The sequence below is a fragment of the Nostoc sp. JL33 genome, from assembly GCF_017114985.1.
Lineage (GTDB): Bacteria > Cyanobacteriota > Cyanobacteriia > Cyanobacteriales > Nostocaceae > Nostoc.
Genome location: NZ_JABXKP010000022.1, coordinates 45,635 through 64,122 on the forward strand (window position 1 = coordinate 45,635; position 18,488 = coordinate 64,122).

9 protein-coding genes are annotated in these 18,488 nt (G+C 41.6%); 6 read left to right on the top strand and 3 right to left on the bottom strand.

Annotation, left to right across the window (positions count from 1 at the left end; all coding sequences use genetic code 11):
* Window position 1: 1 nt before the first annotated feature.
* On the bottom strand, window positions 2–5,200 hold the full coding sequence (mobF, locus tag HWQ23_RS05335; protein ID WP_292824610.1) for a MobF family relaxase: 5,199 nt from the start codon (window positions 5,198–5,200) through the stop codon (window positions 2–4).
* 746 nt (window positions 5,201–5,946) lie between these two features.
* Here mobF and HWQ23_RS05340 point away from each other — a divergent pair.
* From HWQ23_RS05340 to HWQ23_RS05360, 5 genes are all read left to right on the top strand, one after another.
* Window positions 5,947–7,053, top strand: a complete 1,107-nt coding sequence (locus HWQ23_RS05340) for a ParM/StbA family protein (protein ID WP_292824632.1) — start codon at window positions 5,947–5,949, stop codon at window positions 7,051–7,053.
* A 16-nt stretch (window positions 7,054–7,069) separates the two neighbouring features.
* Entirely contained in the window at window positions 7,070–7,504 is a 435-nt protein-coding gene (locus HWQ23_RS05345) for a hypothetical protein (RefSeq protein WP_292824612.1), read from the top strand.
* A 106-nt stretch (window positions 7,505–7,610) separates the two neighbouring features.
* Window positions 7,611–8,462 carry a hypothetical protein gene (locus tag HWQ23_RS05350; protein WP_292824614.1) on the top strand — a complete coding sequence of 284 codons (852 nt, stop codon included), beginning with the start codon at window positions 7,611–7,613 and terminating at the stop codon, window positions 8,460–8,462.
* Complete coding sequence (locus HWQ23_RS05355) at window positions 8,378–8,887, top strand: hypothetical protein (protein WP_292824616.1); 510 nt, start codon at window positions 8,378–8,380, stop codon at window positions 8,885–8,887. The genes HWQ23_RS05350 and HWQ23_RS05355 overlap by 85 nt, the downstream gene beginning before the upstream one ends.
* Window positions 8,888–8,900: 13 nt before the next feature.
* On the top strand, window positions 8,901–9,302 hold the full coding sequence (locus tag HWQ23_RS05360) for a hypothetical protein (protein ID WP_292824618.1): 402 nt from the start codon (window positions 8,901–8,903) through the stop codon (window positions 9,300–9,302).
* 220 nt (window positions 9,303–9,522) lie between these two features.
* Here HWQ23_RS05360 and HWQ23_RS05365 read toward each other — a convergent pair whose 3' ends face one another.
* Window positions 9,523–10,053, bottom strand: coding sequence for a hypothetical protein (locus HWQ23_RS05365; protein ID WP_292824620.1), 531 nt, complete (start codon window positions 10,051–10,053; stop codon window positions 9,523–9,525).
* Between the two features lie 47 nt (window positions 10,054–10,100).
* Here HWQ23_RS05365 and HWQ23_RS05370 point away from each other — a divergent pair, with 47 nt between their 5' ends.
* Window positions 10,101–14,891 carry a hypothetical protein gene (locus HWQ23_RS05370; protein ID WP_292824622.1) on the top strand — a complete coding sequence of 1,597 codons (4,791 nt, stop codon included), beginning with the start codon at window positions 10,101–10,103 and terminating at the stop codon, window positions 14,889–14,891.
* A 63-nt stretch (window positions 14,892–14,954) separates the two neighbouring features.
* Here HWQ23_RS05370 and HWQ23_RS05375 read toward each other — a convergent pair whose 3' ends face one another.
* On the bottom strand, window positions 14,955–18,371 hold the full coding sequence (locus HWQ23_RS05375; RefSeq protein ID WP_292824624.1) for a strawberry notch family protein: 3,417 nt from the start codon (window positions 18,369–18,371) through the stop codon (window positions 14,955–14,957).
* Between the last annotated feature and the right edge of the window lie 117 nt (window positions 18,372–18,488).

An 18,488-nucleotide genomic window follows, 5' to 3' on the forward strand; every position in this document is an offset into this window, starting at 1 on the left:
TTTATCGTCTAAATCTACTTTGTTTGCTCTCATGGGATTGGGGAATTTCCAACAAGATCATAATCCGGGCTTTGTCCTCTCTAATTAATTGGCGAACCATATTCATTTTCTGTTCAAAAGTTAAAGATAAGTCAGCTTTACCGACAGGGTAAAATAACTTGTTGACTTGATCACCTTTGACTTTTTCACCTTGAGCATATTTCCCTACTTCGATAAATAAATCTGACATTTTTTGTTTATCTAAATGCTGGAGCATCTGCCTTAGAAGTGACTTTATATTTGTTGTAACTTGTTCCTTTTCTTCGACAGCACCAGCAGTTTTTTGTTTAAGGCACTCCGACAATTTATCAATTATGGCGACTACATTGGTGACAATCTTAGTAAATTCACTATTAGCAGGATAAAAGGATAGTTCCTTGATTACAGTTGGTAATGTTTCAGCCAGTGCAGACTCAACAGATGATTGGTCAACATAATCAACTATCGCATTTATGGCGAGTTGTGATATTTGACGTTGTTCTGATTGAATTAATGCTGTTGTCAGTTTGTCTAATGTAGTTGCTCCATTGGTTAAAGAAAGCTGATATTGAGAGAGTTCCTTGATTAGTATTGGTAAATTAACCTCAAGAGACTCAACAGATGACTGCTCAACATAATCAGTAATCGCATTTACAGCAAGTTGTGAGAGTTGGTGTTTTTCCTGTTCAGCTAGGGCTGATGAAAGTTTGTCTAATGTGATTTTTCCATTGGTTAAATCCTGCTGATAATGTGAAAATTCCTGGATTAGAGGTTGCAATGTTTCAGCTAGTGCAACCTCAAGAGACGATTGCTCAACAAAATTAGTAATTGCGTTTACAATTCGCTCACTACTTCTATAACTTGTTGTCTGGTCAAGAATTGCTGAATTTTTTCTGTCAGTGTCTCCTGAGATACTCTCTGTTCGCTGATTTGTACCCTGACCGCCTCCAAAGAAGAGGTTAATTCTTGTAATGTCGTCTCCAAGCTGTTCGACTTCTTGGAGTTCAATGTCTCGGCTAATTGCTGTAAGAAATTCCTCATTTCTTCGGCTTGGCTCTGTTCTAAATGTAGGATTTTTGCGCTCAATTCCTGACTCAGTTTCTCGTGACTGCTCAACAATTTCTCTATTTTCTCGGTTAACACTACTAATTCCTGTGTCGGTTTTGGGTTGTTGTCGGTTGATGTCATCGGTTTGTCCTATAGATTGGTTTTGCTGTAAAGAACGTTGTTCTGGTGTTAACTTTTGAGGTGGTGAGATCGTGGCAGCACTCTTGTATTGATTCTGGCGTTGCCAGTCTCTTAAATTCATAGCTTGATGACTCAATTTCTCGTAAGCCAGTGGCCCACGAGCGACTATAAAATCATCGACACCTTTAGAAGGCCCTGGCAAGCTGACGACCTTGACCCTAGCTCCAGCTTTTTGTAATAATCTTCCAGTTACGGAAATATCTCGCTCAATATTGAGCTTCGTTTCAGGCTTGGTTTCATAGTCAAAGCAGAATTTGATTTCTCGAGAAGGTGTGGCGAAAACTGCTAACTCTTCATGTAGGTAAGACTTGCCAATTTTTTTGCCAAACTCATCTTTGGGAGTTCGGTATCCCGCCGAAATCCCAGGTAGACCAATGGCAGCATGACCCTGACTCAACAGACTGGCTGCTTTTTTCGCGCCTTCTGCGATCGCACACGGGATATTATGTTTCCAGACACAGTACCAAAATCCTGATTTGCGCTCCTGTTGCGTGGGGTTAACTTTGTGTTTGGAGTAGATGCGCTCGGCTATCTCATCGGGGACATTAAGCAGGAAGATGCTTAAATCAACCTTCGGGGGATGCTCATATTTAATGAATTTCCCTTCAATTATTTGATTATTCTCATCTTTTTTGGGTCTTGGTTGATTTGGCTTGTAGCATCCCCATCGTTTAAGAGTTGGTTTATCACCTGGGGTTAAATCAGCGAATGAACGCGCATCAACTCCAGCATCACACCACCATCCTCCAGCATCAAGATGAGAATATGCTCTGATTAATCCCTCCGTTAACCTCCCGGTATTTGTACGATTAAGTTTTTCACTAACCATGAGTCTTTCCCAAGACTCATGCTCACCACCTGCATAGTTGAATTGAAGACTCTCAAAGTTTTTTGCCGTAATATCAGGATGAATGGCACTTGATTCAAACTCTTGCCAGTGCTTTGGTTCAATAAAATTAGGTATTTTTTCAGTCTGATTGGGTGTCCAGAATGGTTCTGTGGGGACAGGAGATTTCAGTACTGGCTTAGAGAAAACCGATTCAACAGTATTATAATTTGGTGTCTCTTTCAAGACGGGCAAGACTTTAGAAGCAGGGGTGCAGGGGTGCAGAGGGGCAGAGGAGAAGTTAAATTTATCCCCGGCATTTGGGTACAACCCCATACTATTGGGGTTTCTCACCTGCTCCCCATCTCCTCTGCCCCTCTGCTTCTTGTTGACTACAGGAACGAATGTTGATGAATCATGGCTTGTTGTCCGGCTAGATGCAACTGATTTCACAATTGGCTCGACAAAAGGAGTAGATACTGTCGTCTCTTGTTTTAGTACTGGCTTCTCAAAAGGGGCACTTATATTTATAGTTATTGCTTGCTGCTGCTTGAAAGTCGATTTCTGAATTTGTTTTCGTAACAATTCCAAAGCATTATCTTTGGCTTTCGACTGTTGCGCTAACCAGAGCAAGCGTGTTGGATCTTCGGTGTAAATCTTTAATTCATGCCTTGCACGGCTGGCAGCAACATAAAAACTTTCCTGTCCAATAGTGAAATCTGCCGAAATTAACACCCGATCCGCAGTTTTCCCCTGGCTACTATATGTTGTACTCACAAGGGCATAGTCTAAGTTTTGCGCCTGTGCCAAACTAATGCATTCAGTACGCTCATCAGCATATTTAATCTGGACTATGTTCAGGTCGATCCCTGTTACAGTAAACTCCTGTCCGTTACGTCGTCCCAATTGCCGATCGTTTTTCTTCCATTGCAGGCGATCGCCCACAGCAATTTCAATCTGGTGACTGTGGTAAACCGCTTTCTCAAAAGCCGTGTCTACATCCATTACCTGACGATCATCACTAATGAGTGTCAACTTATCAGTAGTTCGACCTACCACTTCATATAATTTGCCTTTATCCAGCCCCCGGCGTTTGTAATCCCGTGTGGGCATGATCACATCACCAATTTCAAAGTTATGGGCAAACCGCATCTGTACTTTTGTCAGATTTTTGGTTTGCAATTGGGTGATGGTTGCAGTTTCTCCCAAAGTTCCTTCACCCTTGAGCTTGTCTCGAATCGCTTGGGTAAGGGCAAGTCTTTCTGTATTTGTTCCAGCTAACACAAGAGTTTTGAGTCGCTGCTCTGGTGTCCCTACTATATAATCATTGGCGATCTGCTCTATTTTGGAAAAACTATCTATAGAAAGTATGGAACCGTTGGCTTCTAGTCGTTCAAATCCTGCTTCTATTCTGCCATCAGCGATTAAATCTACTGCCAGCTTCAGTTGAGGGTCTTTTTGGCGCAACGATTCATTGAGGTGTGCGGTTTTGATTCCTGCCTGTTGCAACGACTTGAATGGATTACCTGCTGATACTGCTGACAACTGCCGAGTGTCACCTACTAAAACCACCCTAGCTTGAAGTAAGGTTGCTCGTTGTAGGAGTGCATGAGCATCTTTAGCACTGAGTAAACCCGCTTCGTCCACAATCCAGATTTGATTTGGTTCAATCTCTGATGGTGGTTCCGAAACCAGTAATCGAGCAACAGTAAGAGACTGAATTTTTAACTCTTCGCTTAAAACCTTAGCAGCAGAGGAACTAGGAGCAAAGCCAATAATAGTGTATCCGGCATCCCTTGCGATCGCTTTGAGTTCTTTAAGAGCAAAAGTTTTCCCAGCACCAGCTACCCCCTGCCATGCAATGAACTGGTCAGATGTTGTTGCAGCTAATTCTACCGCTTGGCGCTGTCCAATATTGAGCAAGCTTTTCTCCAACAGACTTTCAACTACTTCTCTATTAGTTATTGGGACTACTTTTCCAAGACCCTGCTGCATCAACTCAATCGTCGCCAACTCCCGCCGCACTGCTGTCATCGTCGTAAATTGGTGAGTCAACCCTGGCAAAGCGATTAACTCCTGATGTTCTCTAATCAGGGCTGCTGTTGCTGTTACATCCGTAGCTAAACGTGACTCTAGGATGAATTTTTCTAAGTCCTCTTGTCTAAAGGCGACATTTCTCTCACTGCAATGTGCGATCGCTAAATCCAAAACCTCTGCCAAACTTTTCTCATTGGCTGGTATATCCTGCCTTGTAAAAGAAGGCTTAACAAACCTAATCCCTAACGCCGCAGCTTCTGACTTCCAGAATGCAAGTAACTCTGATTCTGGTAGTTTTTGCTTGCGCTGGCGGGTATCATCCCAAATTTTTTCACGTTCTGCCCAAGTAGAATTAGGACCCGATGAAGCGATGATTTGTTGTCGTCGCTTAGAAAATGTTTCTAAATCCTGTTCCTTAAACCCTTTGATATCAAATTGCCCATGTTTAAGGGGTTCTATTTCATACCCTAGTTTCTGCACCTCACGCGCCAGATAACTTTGATACGCCATTCCCAAGAATTTCTTGTTGGCGAATATCTCATTATTGCCCAGGCTCAACCATCTACCATCTGGGGTTTGAGTCATATTCATCAGCAAACAGTGTGTGTGCAGATGTGGGTCTAAGTCTCGGCTTTCGATGTGGTCAAACTGAGCGACGACAAAGTTACCAGTTTTAACTCTATGTCTGTTGTTATCATCGGTCACTCTGGTATAGGCATAACGTTCTTCCATCAGTTTTATTACTTCAAATAATGCCTGATGGTGAGCATCGATTAAACGTGTATCCCCACCTACCAATGCCATCAAGCTCACACTTTTGGGGGCAGAGAATGTACAGTCTAATGCGGCTCTCTTCGTTTTTGGTTTGACTGCCCTGGCATTTAACTGCTCATGACCATCAGGCGATCGCCCCTCAATGATATTTTTAAAAGCATCTTCATCATCGATTGCCCCTGACAAACCCAACTTTTCAGCACCTTGACCACTCCAAAGCGACTTCCCTTGATGATAGTAATTCTTGACGAAGTAGTTCACCGCCATTTCAGAGGACACGTTAGCCGCTGTTAGCATGGCTCACCTCGAAAAAGGAGTTTACAAAAGTTAATCCTTTTTCTATTCCATCTGTTGGTACTACCTACTCTCGTCAAGAAATTCTGATTATTTTCTCTGTTGGCAAGATAATCACCTTTGCAATAAGTATTGAAGTGAAAATCAATCACCGTCATCAAACTTAGTGGTGCTTGATGGCGACTGAAAAGATTTGCGTGATTCTTTGACTTCAACTTTTTTCCCAAATGGGTAATTGATATTTAATATAGCAAAAAACTACAGCATTATTTCCGCCAAATATGGCGTACTGTGCGTCAGAAAAAGATGGATTCTAAGGCTTCTGGTTATTTCAGCTAATTACTAGATAATTGGGAGAATCCTTGAAAAGATTGGGAAGTGTTGGGAAGTACTAGGAAGTCTTGGGAAGTCTTAGGAATTGTTGGAAAATATTAAGCTAATGAGAATTTGGTGACTAGATGATGTTGAATAGTTGAAAAGGTAAGAAATGAATGGGAGATTTGATAGATATTGTCTAGATATTGGGAGAGATTGAATGTAATTGGTGAAAATTGGGAATTTGGAGATTTTGTGGAGATTTTCTCTCAGATGCATGAATTCATGAAAAGTCAAAAATTAGTACCAAAACTGTAATGTTTCTTGATAAACATGTCAATAATCACGGTTTGAGGGGTTAATACTGAGAGTACTTATCAATTAGATAGACAAAAAAAGGGTCAAAAACAGGGAGAAATTTTCTTGTGGATTTAATGTTGAGTCTTGATCCGGGAACTTCAATGACGAAGATGGTTTATCGTGTTCTCTCGGAGATTTCGTACAAGTCAGAATTGCTGTGTATGGAACCAGAGTTAATTAAGATTTCCAAAGATTCGCTGGATTTATATGAGTCTGGGCAAATGAATCGGCCCAATCCAGAGAATGAAGCGTGGATAGAGTACAACGAAGAATATTATGCGGTTGGGTTTTTGGCACAAAAGTATTTTGAAGCGCGAATCAATTTTTTAGAACTCAAGTATGAGAACGCGATTCCAAAAACTTTGGCAGCAGTGGGGGCAATAGCGATTAGAGATTCTTTGAAGGCAAACTTTGATTTATCATTGGGACTGCTATTGCCTTACGGGGAGTGGGAAGATAGAGAGAGATTAGAGAGGGGTTTAACTAAGGCACTGTCTAGTTTTAGCTTTCGAGGGAAACAATTTTGTATAAATCTGATTAACTTTCAGTGCTTGCCCGAAGGTGGTGGACTGATATTGACGCGAAGTAAAAAACTTGGCACAGATTTTAATAAAATGAACATTGCTGTGGTGATGCTGGGTTTTCGGGATATATCAGCCGTAATCTTTGAGCGTGGTATCTCAACTGGAAAAACGGAAGGATTGGGCTTGGCGTGGATGCTGGAGAGAATCAAAAGCCGAACATCAGGGCAAAACTTACATGATCTGTTAAAGGCTGTTCATCTATCAGGCCCGACATTGAAACCGAGATACTGCAAACCTTTGGCTCGGAGCAAGAAGTCTGATTTTAAGGTTGAGGAAATAGCACAAATTATTGAAGTGGCTGACTTATCTCGTAAAGAATACTGGGAAAGGGTATCCACTTGGCTCAAAATTAATATTCCTGCCCATATTGAGCAAGTCATTATTGGTGGTGGAACGTCGGAATATTTAGGCTCGGAGTTGAAAAATTTGTTTACTCATACCGACATTTCATGGGCAGCAGAATTATCAGAGGATGTGCGTTTAGCTTTTAACCTACCGATTAAAAAAGATGCCTTGTGCTTGCGTTTCACTGATGTATATGGATTGTTTCGTTACCAACACGCTATGTCATCCATTTCAAAGCATTGTGCTTCTTAATTAAAGGAATATTAGAATGTTTTCAGATGTTGAGTTTCGCTTACGAAGTAGAGTTAAGGCTGATAGTTCCGAAGCCGTGGTAATTAAGTATCTAAACTCTAGGGACACTCTTTATCCTGCTAGGGATATGGCGATGATTGCGATTAGCAGCTATTGGTTGCCTTTAGCTTATCAAGCTGTGGATCAATCTGTGGATTTAGAGCAACACATTCGTGGTTGTCTTTACCGCCTTCAACTACACTCTTCATATCTGATGGGACTGCTGGGAGAAATCCCCTCTCAGGGAACGCCGATGATTGCAGTAGCCTCTAATCAATCACAACCACTACAACTAATACAATCAGAACCATTACAAATAGCCAGGACTTCAGCCAAAGAACCATTACAAATAAGCAGAACTCCCGTACCAGAAGAATTGGAGTCGGAAACTGACTGGTTAAATCCGTTTTAAGACTGACTATTTTTTGAATTGATTTGACGCATTGCTCCTTTCTTAGCATCTTTTTCATTAAACGCAAAGAAGTCGTTTCAAGCTTTTTAACTAGGAGTGCATGATTATGTATCAACCACAAGAACTTTTCAACAACCTCTCACCATCAGAAATTAGCCGGACTTTACGCTTGAGTGGGATACCTGAAAAAGAGTTGTATACCGAGAATGATGCAGACAGGTTTCGTGAGTGTCGCACCTTAATTGAGCAGGGTGGAAATGATGAGGAAGTAATGGCTCTATTATCTCCAGTTGTTGACAATGCACTGTCAGAAACTCAGGGCAATTCCTCGTCGTCAACGAAGAATGGGGGGAAAAAACAAGGGAAGAAAGCCCAATTACCATTAGACATCACTGAATTACTAGTTATTGCTCGTGAAAGAGGCTATAAAATCGCACTTTCTCAGGCTTTAATAATTCTTCAAGTCTGCGGACTATCTGAGCAAGATGAGTATAGCCCAGATGAGTGCGAGCGCTTTCTTGAAACCTACAAATCAATAAAAGAGCAAAACAAATCCTTTGAAGAAGTTGCATCTGAGTTAGCTGCTCTGAATGAGTCTGGGATTTCTCAGCAACTAAAATTAGATGCAGTGATTGAGAATGTTAGTGAAAAAGCTGTAGCTGCCAGAGATGAATTATCTAATCTTATTAATAGGATTACTGCCGCCGAAGCTGAAGAAATAACTGACTTAGTTCAATCACTTTACCTGAAAAATGTCGCATTGAAATTGCAACAGAGCGATTCGGGAAATAATCTGTTTGCTCAATTAGAAGAAAGAATCATGGCTCGAATCGCCCAAAAAAAGCAACAGAGGGCACAGTCATCTGGAATGACTTGGGAGACGACACCCTTATTGCCTTCTTCGCCAATGCCGATGCTGTCGCCCAACGTATCCAAGAATGGAATGAATACCGATTAAAACAAGAAATTGCAGCCAAAGAACGCACCATTGACATTCAAGTAGATAAAGCCTCTGATGCTAAAGCCACCCAACTTGCTGCCCAAAAGCTTTTAAAGCTCCAAGCTTGGAATGAAGCACAAACACAACGTCAGAAACTTCGTCACAAGCGGTTTGAACAATTCAAAGAACTTCTTTTCTGGGCTGGTGCTTGGGTCGGCTCTGGTCGTGAAGGTACTTTATTTTTCCTGACTGCCATTGTCACATTCACTACTCTTGGGCTAATCGCAGGACTCAACTGGCCTACCACCATCGCTTGTAAAAGTGACTCTGGGGGATGTTATTTACTGCGATTAGATAAGAAAACCGTGATTTTTCCCCAACAATTCAAAAATATCCTTGCTGAGTACGAACGTAATAAGAACAAATCCAAACGTCGTAAATAATTAAGAAATGCTCATGTCTGAACTACAACAAACCAAGCTTTGGGATGATTGGGACGATATTAATTTGTCTACTACAGAACGGCGGATAGAACGCTTAGAAATTCTGCTGTGCCAAAAAGTCCACAAAGGCGAGGACATATCTGAATGTCTGCAAGTTTTAGAGTACTTGAAAAATCGCACGACTCAGCAAAAGTTAGAGTCTGTTTTCTTTAGGCGAGTTCAGTCTCAAGTGACTTTCAACTCGTGGAAAATAATTGGTCAGGCTACCTTAATCTCCCTAGTTACTATTTCTTGCTGTTTTGCCATGTATAAAATAGCTACTTCATCAATATCTAATAATTCTTTGTCGGAATTATCTTTTAGCAAACAATTATCAAAAAATACCCCACCACACAGTAAAAAACATCATAGATAAGCACAGTGACAGTGCGGTATATTTATTTACTGCACTGCGATTACTGACTATGATACTCCATCAGCAATCTCTAAAATCTTTCAAGTCAACGGAGTAAAAAGGCAGTTTATAAATATTTATTTTCATACCCAAGGTGAGGCGATCGCTTTCTTTCACATATTCAAGTAAAATCACTGTATTTGATGGATAAAAACTTTCTTTACAGCGTAACTCACCTACTTTAATAAGAGGTGTACTTGTCGAAAGGCAAACTGTCTTCCGGCTCAAAGTTACGCAGGTCTTGCTCCATCATCTGACGACGTTGGACGTATGTTCTGCTATCTTCAATCCTTCGTCTCATCTGCCATGCACCAAAATTAATACCCTTTTCTGCGTATTTAGCAGACACTTTGTTGTAATCATCAACCTCAATTTTCTTGCGCCACTCAAGCTGTTCCAGCGCACTTTCACTGATGCCAATTTTCTGAGCATATTCTACATATTCAGGTCTGAGAGAACCATCTGGGTTAAATTCCTTTTTTTCTTGTTCAGTGAAGAAATCGTAGGCTGTGTAGATTGGCCACGGCTCTGGATCATTCTCATCCAGGTGCTTCCACTCGTCATACTCTTCTTTTGCTCGTAGAGCATAACTATCAATTGCTCCTGGATGTGCGCCTTTAGATAACTTTTGTTGTCTTACTTCATTTTTTAAAGTTCCATCTGCATTGAATTCTTTCTTATGCATATTTATCCAACGCTTAATTCTCGACATACAAACCTCTCAATATATTAACCAAGTTTCATTAACTTCTTAAAACCATGACTCTGGAAATTAAACATTTTGATCCCAGGCTCAATCAATGGATTTATACAGATGAGCGTAAAACTATTTTAACTGAAAAGCTCAGTAATACTTTACTAGAATCATATTTCCCTAACAAAGAGTTTTCATTTGGCCACTCAGATGAATACAGTACCGCCGAAGAATTAAAGAATCATCCAGATGGACAGATTTTATTGCTCTCTTCTAAGACTCGCTTACTTTATGGAGAAAAGGAATGTTTAGAAACGATTCAAAAAATTTCTCCAGATAGTAAAGACCGTGGGGCTTACGGTTCCATCTTCCTTGGGGCTTGTAAAAATGCGATTTATGAGAAGCTAAATATTCTGGTAGTAGATGATTCTACTGATAACAGGGGTGAAAATGGAGGGATATTATCGAATGATTTGGCATATAAATTAGTTGGTGACTGTTATGGGCAGATTTCAACACAACTTTATGACAAGCTAACCTTAAGAGAATCACAAATAGATAAAAGCTATCGTGTAATTCAGCATCGATTCGGTTGGGTGGATGGAGTTGGAGAAGATACTACTAAATACCGTTTTGGCAAAGGAACACTCCGACCATACAGACTAGATAGAATAGAATATGCAGATCCTAAAAATGAACCAAAAATCGATATAATTCTTCCTGTAAGCAGTTTTAAAGGAACAGACAAGGATAGACCCGAAGGCCCTACTAAACCGCAGATTCAACCAGGATTATATCAGCAAAATATTTGGTTAGCTGAAAAAGGACAATCTCAACAAGGACAGATGTCTATCTCCCAACTGCTGGCATCTTTCTCCCAAGGAATTAAAGATTTTTCTGAGGAACTAGAGGTACAAGCTCAAAGATTAGCCTCTATTCAAGATGACCCTAGAAATGTTGCTGCTTACTATTGTGAAAGATACGAAAAACGTAAAGAATCATTGAGCCAAAATAAATTAAAAACATCAAAAACTATTAATCAAGAAACAGATGTTAAAAACTTAGGGACAAATGATGACTTAGATGTAGATCAGGACTTGGATGACGAGAGTACTAAAGATGACTTGTTCATGTACAAACTCATTAAAGCCGATTTACTTGGGCATCAGCAGTTATTAGAAACTGAGAAGGTCAAACAGGAATTAAGTCGGTTTGTACAAAGTGAGTGGCGAGATATTGCTATTGGGAAAACGCTTACTTTTGACCGAGGGATGATTATTCCATCCAAGGAACTCAAAAATGGTGAAATTTGTGTATCTTGGCTTGATGAGCAAGAAAAAATTCTTAACTTCCGTTCTCCTTTCCTCAACTCTAATGGTTTGTGTGTTTCTAATAATAAATATGTTGAGGATCAGCTAGGGCCAGATGGTGAACCCTTAGAAGGCATAATTGTAGTCAATGACGAAGACCACAAGCGCATACAGCAAAGAATCACAGAGTTAGAAGCACGAGGAATCAATGCTGATTTTATCGACCCAGCAGAAACCGAATCAGAACGCCAAGCACGAGACTACGATGGTGACTGCATTGGTGTAGCAAAAGCCAGCTTATACCCTAATCTGACAGCAGAGGCAGAGCGAAGAAATCTTCCCCAAAACGCCTATTCGCCCACAGTTAAGCTCAAAAAACAATCATTTTATGATCCCACCGATGGAAGCCAGCCTCCATTTGAAAGAATCGCTATCCACATGAGTGATAGCATCAGCGTGGGCATAATCAACAATCAAGTTACTGCACTGGAAGCATTAGAATCAGAAATTGAGGTACTAAACACTTATGGGACTTTAGAACAAAAATCAGAATATTTAGAGCAAGTATCTAGCCACTATCAAAGTTTATTTGAACAGGAATATGACGAGAAGCCTAAACCAATTAGAGCAGAGTACAAACCCTTTATGCAATCTGTTGTAGCTCTAGCAGAGAATCCCAACAGAACTCCAGAGATTATTCAGCAGGCGATGGATGTTAACCGCCTGATGTACCGAGAAATGATTGGTGAGGGGTGTTATCAGAATCAAATAGCGGTGGATTTATTCAAAAGTGCAAAAAAACCTGAAATGGATTTAATCAGGGAAAACAGCCGCTACTTATATCGTGATGTTAATTATATTAAAGATAAGAAATCTTCGTCAGTTTATTTAAACACGGGGATAACACCAAAGGGCTACTCACCAGTAGAATTATTGATTAGCCAAACTAATAAATATTTCCAGCAATCACAGTTAGAATCGCGCCCCATCGTCCAGTTTAAAGACTTATTCAAAGGAGTAGAATTTACACCACAGCAAAAACTTGCAGCGATCGCCGCCAAGTACGAGTTTGATCGGAAATTCAACGCTGCGGTTCGGATGTCCCAACGGCGTGAAACTGAGAAAGGGCCATCTGCAATTATCCAAACTCCACAGGGGGCGCAACTCGAAATTACCAACCTCACCCGCTACGGGCATCCCCTAATCTGGAAAGCCCAGACGTTGAATATTCGCTTAGATGAAATTTTAGAGAAATTCAGAAGTTTTGAACGCCCTCATAAATTATTAGCAGTCGCACAAATTAATAGCGAGGTTGGGGAAGATGGAAAACCCGCTTACCGCAACCTGGGGACAGTTAGCCAACAATCTGTGACTGACCACAACCTCAAGGCGGGGATGACCATGCAGGGAGGTAAAGTAATAGAACTAAAACCAGAACTTGCTAGAAGCCAAACTAAACTACTCTTTGCCTTGGCGCAGGAGACGGCAGAAGCATTTTACGCTTCAATACCAGAGTCGGAAAAACTTGCATCCGCAGCAGCCACTTGGAACATCTGTGCATCCCGCCAGGATGAACTCGAAGTTGCAAGAAAAGAAAACGCAAACCCCCAGGCAATCGCCAAAAAAGTTTCCAATTTTACTTTCGCTGCTTTCCCCAATGAGATTATTTCTCGGTTAGATAAGTTGCAATTTACTGAACCGAAGTTAGTCACACTGAATAATGAAGCGAATCAATTTTTGGGTCGAGACTGGAACAAGCATGATTTGCACCCGATAGAAATTAGGGCTAGCCACCACCCAGTCGGACATGAACGCCACGTTTCCAGACTAATGTTTGTACAGGATAGTGACGGCGAATATAAGGAATTCGCCATGCTTGAAACCAGAACCGCACAGCTTCCTATTGGTACGAAAGCGCTCTCTTGTATGGTTGGGGTAGAACCTGCTACTGCCAAAGCAACTATTGGGCTGCTAGGAAACGAGCCGGTTGAAATTACTATCCGTGAACTCAAGAACTTCTCTTATGTAGGACTTGTTTTTAACGCCGAACCCCTAAACTTAGAATTTGGCACTGTGCCGGTGACTGACAAAACAGTAAAAATCAAACTTGATGGCAAAACTTTGGGTGAGTTAGACAGTGATTCTACCCAACAGTTAAAACAAATTGATTACTTGAAAAATGGTAATCCTCTAAAATTAAAACTCACGTCAATCTCTGAAACTGGAGATCAAGCTTTTGTGTTGGGTGAGTCTCCCAATGGTCATCTCCTGAAAATTAATAAAATTAACTTTTATGATTTTTCTGGTCAGACATTCAATGATCAAGATTACCGAAAACTGACTATCGAAACCTCAGCTTCTAAAACTAGAGATGCTGTATTTTTAAATGGTGAGCCACTGGGAGTATTACATTTTAAAAAAGACAAAGACGCGCTCAGACAGCTTGGACTACTCAAAACCGGACAACTTACACACGCCGACGCTATTATTGAAAGTAATTTTTCTGTGATTTGCGCTCAAATTGACCCTAAGACCGTTGAATATCCCCAGAAATGGACGAAAGAATTCCAAGTTTTTGAGACTCAATCAGTGAACCCTCAACAGCTGTATATGATTGATAGTAGTGCGAAAATTCTACATCATATTAAAGAGCGGACTACTTTCTTATTTTCTACAGAATCAAACAAAAAACTTGGAGTCATGGGCTTGGCTGTTGACAACCAGAAAGCTGAGACTGTAACTAAATGGTTAACTGCTCAAAAAGTTGAATGGGAGCAAGTACCAATAGAAGATGTTATCAGGGAAACTAAAAAAGGTCTAGCGGTATTTAACTTGGTTGATAGCTCCATCCCTGCCAAAACTTTGTCGAGCATGACCAAGAAATTTGGGGCTGTGATTGAATCTACTCTTGAGTATCAGCAAAAAGTTAGCTCCCTTGCCACACGACCGCAGTTTTTGAAACCACCAGAACAAACAGCACAATCCCCACCTAACCAATCTATAACTCCATTACTCTCCACTACTCCTTCTACACCAGACATTAGTAATAGTGTGAAAACCGAACCTCTAAGTGTAGAGAAGCTCCCGACAATCACTATTGATGACTTGAGAAATTGGTATAATGCCGCAGATAAGTTAGGGAAGTCGGAAAATTACAAAAAACGCATTGTAGAAGTGGCTAATGGGTTTAAAGCTGGTGAGCAATTATCAGCCGAAGCGTTGGCAGTAATGAATAAAGATACATTTGAGCTTGAAAGAATCAGTCGGCTGACTCAAATTGCTCAAAGGATTGGCATGGTCTGGGGTAAGTCTAATGAAAATGGCACTCAAGTTTTGGGAAAGATTTATGACTTGGCTTTCAATACCCAACAGAGAGATTTAACTATTTCACAGAAAAATGGGGAGGTAATTTTAAACTTGCAATCTGGTCAGGTACAGACTAATAAACTAACTCCACAGATATTGCAAACTTTTGAGGATGTTAATACTCAAATTGATAAAATATTAGCTAAATCTATTGGACAAGACATGGAAGTACAAAGATAACATTTGGCTTGATAAGAAAGAGAAAAAACAAAGCGACGGGTAAAACCACATCGCTTTGCACAACTAACCAAGAATATCAATCACAGCAGCTAGGATTGATGCCGCTTTTTCGTTAGCTGGAATAAACACCCGCTTGCGCCATTGAATAATTTCGGTAAAGCAACCAACAGCCACAACCCTGTCAGCCAACGATAAAGCATTGACCAATTCAATCCGCCGCTCATTTGCAACCAATGAACTTCGCAACGTTACACCTCCAGGTAACTGTTCTGAATAACGCTCATTCAGCACCAGTGAAACAAGTTCTGCTGGACTTAATAGCTTATTCTTCAATTGCAATTGTTCAGCAACAGCACGAATATTCTCCGCACTGATTACACGACCTAGTACTTTCTCTCCATTACTTAATTGAAGTCGAAATACTCGGCTGCTCTGCTGTGGTAGAGTTTTCCAAATCGGTAGAAGAATGCCAGTTACAAGGTGAATGTAGTCAGTGGTGAATTTGGGTAATTCATCCACTTCTTTTGACCAAGCTGCAACAAATTCGCGTGTTGAAACCTGCTTCCATTCAGAGGCTTGTAACTTGTCTTGTGGTACGCGAGTTTCCTTCTGTGGACGAACGAGTAAAACCCGTGGTACTACTCCACCTTCGGCATCAAAGATACTGTGAGTGGGAATGCAAACTGCGGCACTACCAGACTTGGAATTTACCATCAACCGCCCTTGATAGTTCGTGGCAAATTCAACCGCTTCAGCAGCAGTTTTGATGTCGGTCTTTTGGACACGCTCTATCTTCAAGTAGTTAGTCACGCTACCAGTACCTCTATGAGTATAAACAGACTCAATGCTGGCAACAGTGAACCGTTCTGCCCGAAGTGTTTCTACCCCAACCTCAAAAATCCCATTCGCTTTCGCTGTCTCGATCTGTTGACTTAGCAGCAACTCGAACCGCTCGAAAATGAGATTCTGCATTCTAATTCTTAAAGCCAGCAGACGATTGAGAAACTGCCGCAAAGGTGGTAAGTCAATTTTCATCCCGCCTTCAGTGGAAGTCAGCGATAACCCAGTCATTTCCTCAAATGTCCCTAAAGGAACTTCAGCAAACCTACCTTGGAAAATCTGCTTGAACAATTCATACAAAGCATATTCAGCATAGTTCGATTCCAAATTATCCGATTCATTGAATATACCGTTGCCGCCCGTTTGCCTTTGTCCACGGGTAAGTGCGCCGAGACTATCCAATCTTCGAGCGATTGTGGAAATGAACCGACGTTCACCTCTAACATTTGTAGTTACAGGTCGAAACACTGGTGCAGATGCTTGATTTGTACGGTGAGAGCGTCCAAGTCCTTGTATGGCGTTGTCTGCCCTCCAACCAGCTTCTAGAAGGTAGTGCGATCGCCGTCTGCGATTCACAGCATTTAGATCAGCGTGATAACTGCGACCAGTACCGCCTGCATCACTGAAAATGAGGATTTGTTTATCTCCCGCCATAAATGCGTTTGTTTCCGCAATATTCGCACCATTACCTCTGGAATCCACAAACAGCCGCCCTGCTTCATCTTTTAGGACTCGTTTGCTGCGACCAGTCACTTCAGCTACATTCTTGCTACCAAAATGCCAAAGCAATTGCTCTAAAGCTCCGGGGATAGGGTTAAGACTTGCAAGTTTGTCTACCAATGCATCTCGTAACAAGAGTGCTGCTTGTGAAATAATGGGCGAACCATCAGCACCAAAAGCTGGTTCGGAGCGTTCTTCACCTTCAGAGGATGAATGAATCTCATGGAGATGAATCGGAAAAGCACTCATCAAATAATCCATGACATATTCCCGTGGAGTTAGGTCAAGGTTCAAGTCTTTCCACTCCTCTGTCGGAATACCATACAGTTTTCGCTTCAGTAGTTCGGAGTTAGTCGAAACTATTTGGACGACAACAGCATGACCTTGCGCGATATCCTGCTCAATGGCTTTAATCAGTTTCGGGCATTTCATCCCAGTCAGCAAATGGTTAAAAAATCGTTGTTTGTGGGATTCAAACTGTGACATCGCGGACATTTTAGCCATACGGTTGTATGTTTTCGCGCCGGAGATGTTACACGCCTCCAATGCTTTGTGTAAATTATTATGAATAATTTGAAAAGCGTCGGCGTAACTATCGTAGATTCTTGACTGGGTAGGAGTTAAGTCAATCTCCAATGTGTCATATTCAACTCCCTCAAAGGAAAGCGATCGCGCCAAATACAAACCAAGTGCTTTCAAATCTCTGGCTACAACTTCCATTGCAGCAATACCACCCACTTGAATGGATTCCACAAAGTCTTCACCAGATGTAAACGGGAAGTCGCCAGTATGCCAAAGTCCCAGGCGATTAGCGTATGACAAGTTAGAAACCTTCGTCGCTCCAGTCGCTGACACGTAGACAACCCGTGCTGAGGGCAATGCGTTTTGTAGCCGTAGCCCAACGATACCCTGGATGGATGCTTTGACCATGCCCAGTTTACCCTCTTGTGCCATCGCGTTGCCCATTGCGTGGCATTCATCAAAGGCGATCGCTCCCTCAAAGTCTTTACCTGCCCATTCAATGATTTGTTTGAGTCGGCTTTTATCGCCTTTTTCTGATCTTAAGGTAGAGTATGTAGCAAAGAGAACACCTTTGGAAAAGGGGATTGAATCACTTAGTTTGATATTACCCAGATCGATGATGTCTTTTTCACTACCACCCAAAGCACACCAATCACGTCGCGCATCCTCAATTAGTGCAGAACTTTTGGAAATCCAGATGGCTTTTCGTCGCCCCTGACACCAATTGTCTAAAACGATACCAGCGACTTGTCTACCTTTACCCGCACCTGTCCCATCCCCCAAGAACCACCCGCGTCTAAACCTCACAGCGCTTTGCTCACTGTTCGCCGCCACCGTCACGTTATCAAGGGAATCATCCACCAAGTAGGAACCAGACAGGAATTCTGAGTGCGCCTGTCCTGCGTAAACCACGCTTTCAAGCTGTGCTTCAGATAACAATCCTTGTGCAGCAATATAGTCCGGTAGATGCGGCACATATGTGGGTGCTGGTGGAGAGATTAACGCCAGTGCTGCGCTTTCGCACAACAGTGAGGGATGAGGTAAAGCATTTTTGATTTTTAAGCGTTGTGGGCGATAGCTTTCATAAAGCACATCTTTTAGCCCTTCGGTTGCAGTCCACTCAACAACCTCATAATCTATTGGAGCAACATCTAGAAATTGGGATATTGCTTGAGTATCTGGTATAAAGTGGCTTTGTTTTGGTTTAACAACACTCAGAGCAACTGCTTTTGACGTTGGAATTTGAGCAGTACTAGTGGAAGGTTGCCATACTGGTCTAGTTGGCAGTTGCTCAATCAACTTCAGCAGTTCAACAAGCTCCACTGTATGCGGTATACAAGCAATATCAGTGGGATCAACAGCCGGGACTTTATCAATCACGGTAATTCGTGTATCCATTTGTGTCCCGTGCTTGGAGTACGCTTTCTCGTTGACACCCACTGAAAGCACAACTGTTGCTTAGTTAAGCTTGCGCCTGGGCATGGGACATTACGCCTTCACAAAGAGTGCAAAGGC